Origin of the sequence: Mucilaginibacter sp., assembly GCF_036383575.1 — a bacterium.
Lineage (GTDB): Bacteria > Bacteroidota > Bacteroidia > Sphingobacteriales > Sphingobacteriaceae > Mucilaginibacter.
Genome location: NZ_DASVOB010000144.1, coordinates 1 through 6,156 on the forward strand (window position 1 = coordinate 1; position 6,156 = coordinate 6,156).

Annotated in this window: 5 protein-coding genes; all 5 read left to right on the top strand. The window is 41.8% G+C overall.

Going from position 1 to position 6,156, the window contains the following annotated elements:
* The first annotated feature begins 50 nt into the window (after nt 1-50).
* The 5 genes from VF500_RS05195 to gldN all read left to right on the top strand — a co-directional run bounded on the left by VF500_RS05195 (nt 51) and on the right by gldN (nt 5,801).
* Nucleotides 51-809: a uroporphyrinogen-III synthase gene (locus VF500_RS05195; RefSeq protein ID WP_330858655.1), complete on the top strand. Its 759-nt coding sequence runs from the start codon at nt 51-53 to the stop codon at nt 807-809.
* A 253-nt stretch (nt 810-1,062) separates the two neighbouring features.
* Complete coding sequence (locus tag VF500_RS05200) at nt 1,063-2,379, top strand: SUMF1/EgtB/PvdO family nonheme iron enzyme (RefSeq protein ID WP_330858656.1); 1,317 nt, start codon at nt 1,063-1,065, stop codon at nt 2,377-2,379.
* 65 nt (nt 2,380-2,444) lie between these two features.
* Complete coding sequence (gene gldL / locus VF500_RS05205) at nt 2,445-3,248, top strand: gliding motility protein GldL (RefSeq protein ID WP_330858657.1); 804 nt, start codon at nt 2,445-2,447, stop codon at nt 3,246-3,248.
* Between the two features lie 42 nt (nt 3,249-3,290).
* Nucleotides 3,291-4,811: a gliding motility protein GldM gene (gene gldM / locus VF500_RS05210; protein WP_330858658.1), complete on the top strand. Its 1,521-nt coding sequence runs from the start codon at nt 3,291-3,293 to the stop codon at nt 4,809-4,811.
* Nucleotides 4,812-4,817: 6 nt separating this feature from the next.
* Nucleotides 4,818-5,801 carry a gliding motility protein GldN gene (gene gldN, locus VF500_RS05215; protein ID WP_330858659.1) on the top strand — a complete coding sequence of 328 codons (984 nt, stop codon included), beginning with the start codon at nt 4,818-4,820 and terminating at the stop codon, nt 5,799-5,801.
* The last annotated feature ends 355 nt before the right edge of the window (nt 5,802-6,156 follow it).

Sequence of the window (6,156 nt, forward strand, 5' to 3'; positions counted from 1 at the left end):
TTTTAATAAAGGCATTGAATATTAAAATTTAGGTTATTAAAAGCACTGAATTGGAAGATAGAAAGAAAAAGGTTAAAAGCATACTGGTTACCTTGCCTAAGCCCGAAAATGATAAAAATCCTTATGCCGAGCTGGCTAAAAAGCTTAACCTGAAAATTGATTTCAGATCATTTATTCATGTTGAGGGCGTGCCCGCAAAGGATTTCAGAAAAGAGAAGATCAATCTGGCTGATTTTAGCGCAGTGATCTTTACCAGTCGTAACTCGGCCGATCATTTTTTTCGCATATGCGAGGAGATGCGTTTTGAGGTGCCGGTTGAAATGAAATACTTTTGTCTTTCAGAAACCATAGCACTTTATCTGCAAAAGTACATCCAGTACCGTAAGCGCAAGATATTTTTTGGCAAGCAAACAGCTGCCGATCTTGCAGAGGTATTGAAAAAACATTCATCCGAAAAATTCCTTTACCCATGCTCGGATGTTGCTGCCGAAGAAACGCAGCGCTTTTTGCTGGAGAACGGTTATAATTTTACCCCTGCTGTGCTTTTCCGCACGGTTTGCAGCGATCTTTCTGATCTTGCTGATGTGTTTTACGATGTTATAGCATTTTTTAGTCCGTCAAGTATACAATCGTTGTATAAAAACTTTCCCGACTTTAAACAAAATAATACACGCATTGCTGCCTTTGGTGCAACCACCCATAAGGCTGTGCTTGAGGCTGATTTGATTTTGGATATACCTGCTCCAACCCCGGGTGCACCATCAATGACCATGGCTATTGAGCAGTATGTAAAGCTTGTGAACAAATAAATTAGAAATTTATTTAACCCGGCTGCAACTTTTTACCATATTTATCCGTACAACCGCTAACTAATTGTCATATTAACAATTGGTTAGCGGTTTGTTAATTATATGGCGTTTTGTGCAGTATTGATAAGATATATATACAGTTTATCGATTCATAGAGCCAAAATATCGTTTTTTATAGCTTACATTGAGTAAAATGTAATATATTCGGGCGTCGCATTGTGTTATAGTTATATAACTGATTTTGAATTGTAAAATGAAGCAGATATACTTTTTAGTAGTAGTTTTAGCAGGTAGTGTATTAAGTGGTTGTGGCCGCGGCGGCGGTGACAGGGGTGAGGTTGTAGGTGTACCTGCAAGATCGTTCAGGGCTGAAGTCCCTTACGGCATGGTTTATATTCCTGGTGGCAGTTTCCTTATGGGGCAAACCGATCAGGACGTAACATTTGCCCAGATAGCGCAAACCAAACAGGTTACAGTTTCTCCATTTTTTATGGATCAAACCGAAACCAGCAACAGCCAGTACAAAATGTTTGTTAACTGGGTTCGCGATTCAATAGCAATTAGCAGTTACATCAACGATAATAAATATTTTATCCAGCCTAAAGCGGGAGCCGGCAATAACAATGGCGGCAAAAAGTTCATTAACTGGGATTATGTAAAGAAAAATCCTATTTGGAACAGTAAGAACGGTCAGGCAAGCAATGCTCAAAAATTGCAGGGTATGTATTACCAGGGCGACGACCGTGTATTTGACCGTAATGAGGTTGATGTACGTTTGCTGAAATATAACTATGCGCTGTTTACTTTGCGTGATGCGGCAGATCATCACAATGATAAATCAAAACATCGTTCTGATTTCATTGTACGTGATACCGTACCGGTATACCCTGACACATTAGTTTGGCTGAGCGACTTTTCATACGCCGCAAACGAACCAATGGTTGAAAGCTATTTTTCACATCCGGCCTTCCGTAACTATCCTGTTGTGGGCGTAACCTGGAGGCAGGCCCGCGCTTACGGCGTATGGCGTACACGCTATAATGATGCTTATAAAGATAAACGTCACTTAGCACGCCGCGCTCCTTATAGCTTACCTACAGAAGCTGAGTTTGAGTATGCAGCACGTGGCGGCAGGATAGGTACTGATTATCCATGGGGTGGCCCTTACATTAAAAATGCTAAAGGCTGCTTGTTGGCAAACTTTAAACCTGGCCGTGGTAATTATACAGATGATGGCGGAGCATATACAGTTCCGGTTCGTTCATATTTCCCTAACGATTACGGTTTATATAACATGGCAGGCAACGTGGCCGAATGGACACTATCTGCTTTTGACGAATCAGCATCAACATTTGTGCATGACCTTGCACCAACCTTTAATTACGAAGCTAAATCAACCGATCCCGAAGTGCTGAAACGTAAGGTTGTACGCGGCGGATCATGGAAAGATATAGGATATTTTCTTCAAAACTCAACCCGTACCTACGAATACCAGGATACCGCTAAATCATACATCGGTTTCCGCTGCGTAACCCACTATTTGGGCCGCGATATTACAGACAAACGCTAATTAATATTAGTTAAGGCAAGCAACAATCAAATCAAAAAATAAAAAAAAGTTATTTCTGAATTATTATGGCTGGAAAGAAAAAACCATTCGGAATTGGGAACGTAATATCATTAGGTGCAACCGTAGTAATTATCGGTTTGTTGTTTAAGATACAACACTGGAAATTTGCCTCTGAATTTATTACATTGGGTTTGGGTACAGAAGCGGTACTATTCTTTTTATTGGGTTTACAACGGGATGAAAAGGAAATTGACTGGGTACGCGTATATCCTGAATTAAGTGAGGATTTTCAGGGCGAACTTCCAAAAATAACTGTAAGAGGCGGTGGCAGTAATGCAGGTCCGTCAACAACTGCTGCTTTGGATAAAATGATGGAAGATGCTAAAATTGGCCCTGATCTGGTTCGCAGCCTGGGTGATGGCTTGCGCACATTTGGCGATAAAGTGGCCGCTATATCACGTGTTACAGACGCAGGCGAAGCTACTATAGCTTTTACTGCTAAAGTTAAAGATGCAACAGCAAGCTATGATAAGCTGAGCAATTCGTTTGAAAAGGCGTCCGCTAATTTAACCGAAATGGCTAACTCAAATATTGATTCAAAAGCTTACCATGACCAGGTTAACCAATTGGCTAAAAATCTTTCTGCACTTAACGCAGTTTACGAACTTGAATTACAGGATTCAAGCGCGCACTTAAAATCAATGAATAAATTTTACCAGAACCTGGCGCTTACTATGAACAACTTTAATGAATCAATGGATGATTCAAAACAGTTTAAAGAAGAGGTTGGTCGTTTAGCTAAAAACCTGGCATCATTAAACTCCATATATGGTAACATGCTTACGGCCATGAACCAGCCGCGTGTTTAATTATAATTAATTAATTGATTACCAGATAAAGATTTAGAATACATGGCCGGAGGTAAAGAAACCCCAAGACAGCGAATGATAGGTATTCTATACCTGGTACTATTGGGCCTCATAGCCCTTAACGTGCCGGATAGTTTACTTGACGCTTTCAAAAATATAACGCGAAGCCTGGATGCTTCCAGAACAAATGTTACTACCAGTTTACAAACTACTTATAGTGCTTTTGAAGCTACCAAATTAAAAGAACAACCCGAAAAAGCACAAGAATTACTCAAAAGAGCAAGGGAGGCCAGCAAAACTTCCGATGAGTTGAATGCTTACGTTGAAGAGCTAAAAGCAGAATTAATTAAACAAGGCGGCGGGATCAATCCTGAGATAGACGATATTGAAGCCAGAGATAATCTGGATATATCTCCGGATGTAATGATCAACAATAAAAAAGCAGATGTTTTAAAAGAAAAGATAGAATTAACCCGGGCTAAGTTAATGTCAATCTTAGGCCCTAAAGATAGCGTTGGGGTGAATTTTTCTTTGAATGCGGTTGATCCTCCAAAGCGTCCAGGGATTCCTTCAAAAACCTGGCAGCAAGCTTACTTTGGTGATGGTATTCCGTTAGGTGCGGCTATTACCACTCTTGCAAAAATACAAACCGACAATAAGAATGCTGAAAATGAGGTTGTCAAAAAAATATTAGGTAAAATTGACCAGGCACAGGTAACTTTAAACCAGTTTAAAGCGGTTGCGGTTGCACCAAGCAGTTATGTATTAGCAGGGCAGCAATATAAAGCCGAGATATTCTTAACTGCATATGACCAAAATTCAAATCCCTCAATTACAGTAGGTGGTTCATCAATACCAACAGCTAATGGCGTTGGTACTTATACAACTACGGCAAGTGGCGAGGGTTTACATACCTGGACAGGTCAGTTGAGTGTTAAGCAAGTAGAAGGCGCGCCGAAAATATATCCAATTACGGCTTCCTATATGGTTGCAAAACCATCGGCTGTGGTTTCTCCTGATAAAATGAATGTACTTTATATTGGTGTACCTAACCCGATCTCAGTATCTGCACCAGGTGTTCCAACCGGAAGCATCAACTTAAGGATGAGCAGTGGTTCACTAAGCGGATCAGGCGGTCATTACACTGCTACGGTAAGCAGCATTGGTAAAACAACGCTTACTGTTACCGGCGAAAAAGGTATGGTATTGGGTTCAACGGAGTTCCGTATTAAAAGGATCCCTGACCCTAAGCCACAATTTGCAGGCAAAAGCGGTGGTAACACCAGCTCGGCCAATATCAAAGCGCAGGACAGGCTTTTTGCCCAGCTTGATAACTTTGACTTTGATGCCAAATTTAACGTAACGCACTTTACTATGCTGGTTGTAAAACCACGCCAGGATGCCATTATCTTATCAGGATCGGGCGGCGAGTTAACCAGCGCTATGCACAGTGCTTTAAATACAGTTACCCCAGGAACTACGGTTATATTTAAGGATATCATCGCGGTAGGTCCTGACCATTCACCGCGGTCACTTGACCCGATTGTATTATCCGCAAATTAAAGGCGTATGAAAAAGAGAATTTTAGTTGTTATCCTGTGCCTGGCTTGTGTTAGTGCTTATGCACAGAAAAAGCGCACCAAAAGGCCTCCTGCAAAAAAAACAACCACAGCAAGAACAAAACAAACAACGCAGAAACCCGTACAGGTTCAGCCGGATAACGTTACCAGTCAGCAGCCGCTTGATACAGCACGTAAAATTGCTGCAAAACCTTTTGACAGGCCGCTTGACGGGTATTACAAAAAAAGCAACATCTTTAATGCTAAGGTTACACCTTATCCAAATCTGCGTGAAAACGATGTAGCATTTGCAAAACGTGTTTGGCGCGAAATTGATGTGCGCGAGAAGATGAACCAGTACCTGGCGTCGCCAAAAGGACGTTTAATTGACGTGTTACTTGATGCCATTACCAGGGGCGAGCTTACAGCATATGACCCAACCCCCGGCAAAAAAGATGATCCGGGAGGCGACGGCTTTACTACACCTTTAACAGGTGCACAAGCCCGCGGTCGTTTAGCATCTGACAGCAGCGTGATTGAAAAACGCGATAAAGACAATAACGTTATATCATCAACTCTGGTTGCAGGTGAATTTAACCCTGATAGCGTGCTTAAATTCCGTATAAAGGAAGATTGGGTATTTGACAAACAACGTTCGGTATTTGAGCCGCGCATTATAGGTATTGCCCCATTGATCAAGCCAAAAGGAACCGGTACACTGGATGTGGATTATCAGCCTGCTTTTTGGATCTATTTCCCTGAAGCGCGTCCGGTGCTTGCAACCAAAGAAGTTGTTAGCCGTAGCAGCGATGCCACCGGCTTAAGTTTCGACGATGTATTTATCAAACGCATCTTTACCAGTTATATCGTAAAAGAAAGTAACGACAAAGATGAACGCATAAAAGATTATGCCCAAGGCATTGATAAGCTTTACGAATCGGAGAGGATCAAAAAATCCCTTCTTGATTGGGAGCTTAACCTTTGGCAGTACTAATAGATTAAGATTAAACGAGATTTTATAAAACAGGCGATGAATTTTCATCGCCTGTATTGTTTTATACGCCTGTTAAGGTTTATCATGATTCCTAAGAGCAATCAGTCGCGTTGAGTTTAAGGCCCGGCGGGCTCTGAAGGTGAAATGACATCTTCACCACGTCATTGCGAGGTACGAAGCAATCCCCAACAGGCAGGTAACGGCCTTTGTTCTATGGATTTACATCGTCGCGCTCTTGGCCGCGCGAGGCCAGATACTTTTGTCTTGACACAAAAGTATCCAAAAAGTCAAGTCAGCAGATAGGCTTCTTTGCGCACAGGCCTTTGCCCTGCAAATCGGACAGAACCACGGACTG

What these genes read in the sequence shown, in the direction of transcription:
- VF500_RS05200 (WP_330858656.1), top strand. Translation starts at nt 1,063, where the DNA reads ATGAAGCAGATATACTTTTTAGTAGTAGTTTTAGCAGGTAGTGTATTA.
- gldL (WP_330858657.1), top strand. Translation starts at nt 2,445, where the DNA reads ATGGCTGGAAAGAAAAAACCATTCGGAATTGGGAACGTAATATCATTA.
- gldM (WP_330858658.1), top strand. Translation starts at nt 3,291, where the DNA reads ATGGCCGGAGGTAAAGAAACCCCAAGACAGCGAATGATAGGTATTCTA.
- gldN (WP_330858659.1), top strand. Translation starts at nt 4,818, where the DNA reads ATGAAAAAGAGAATTTTAGTTGTTATCCTGTGCCTGGCTTGTGTTAGT.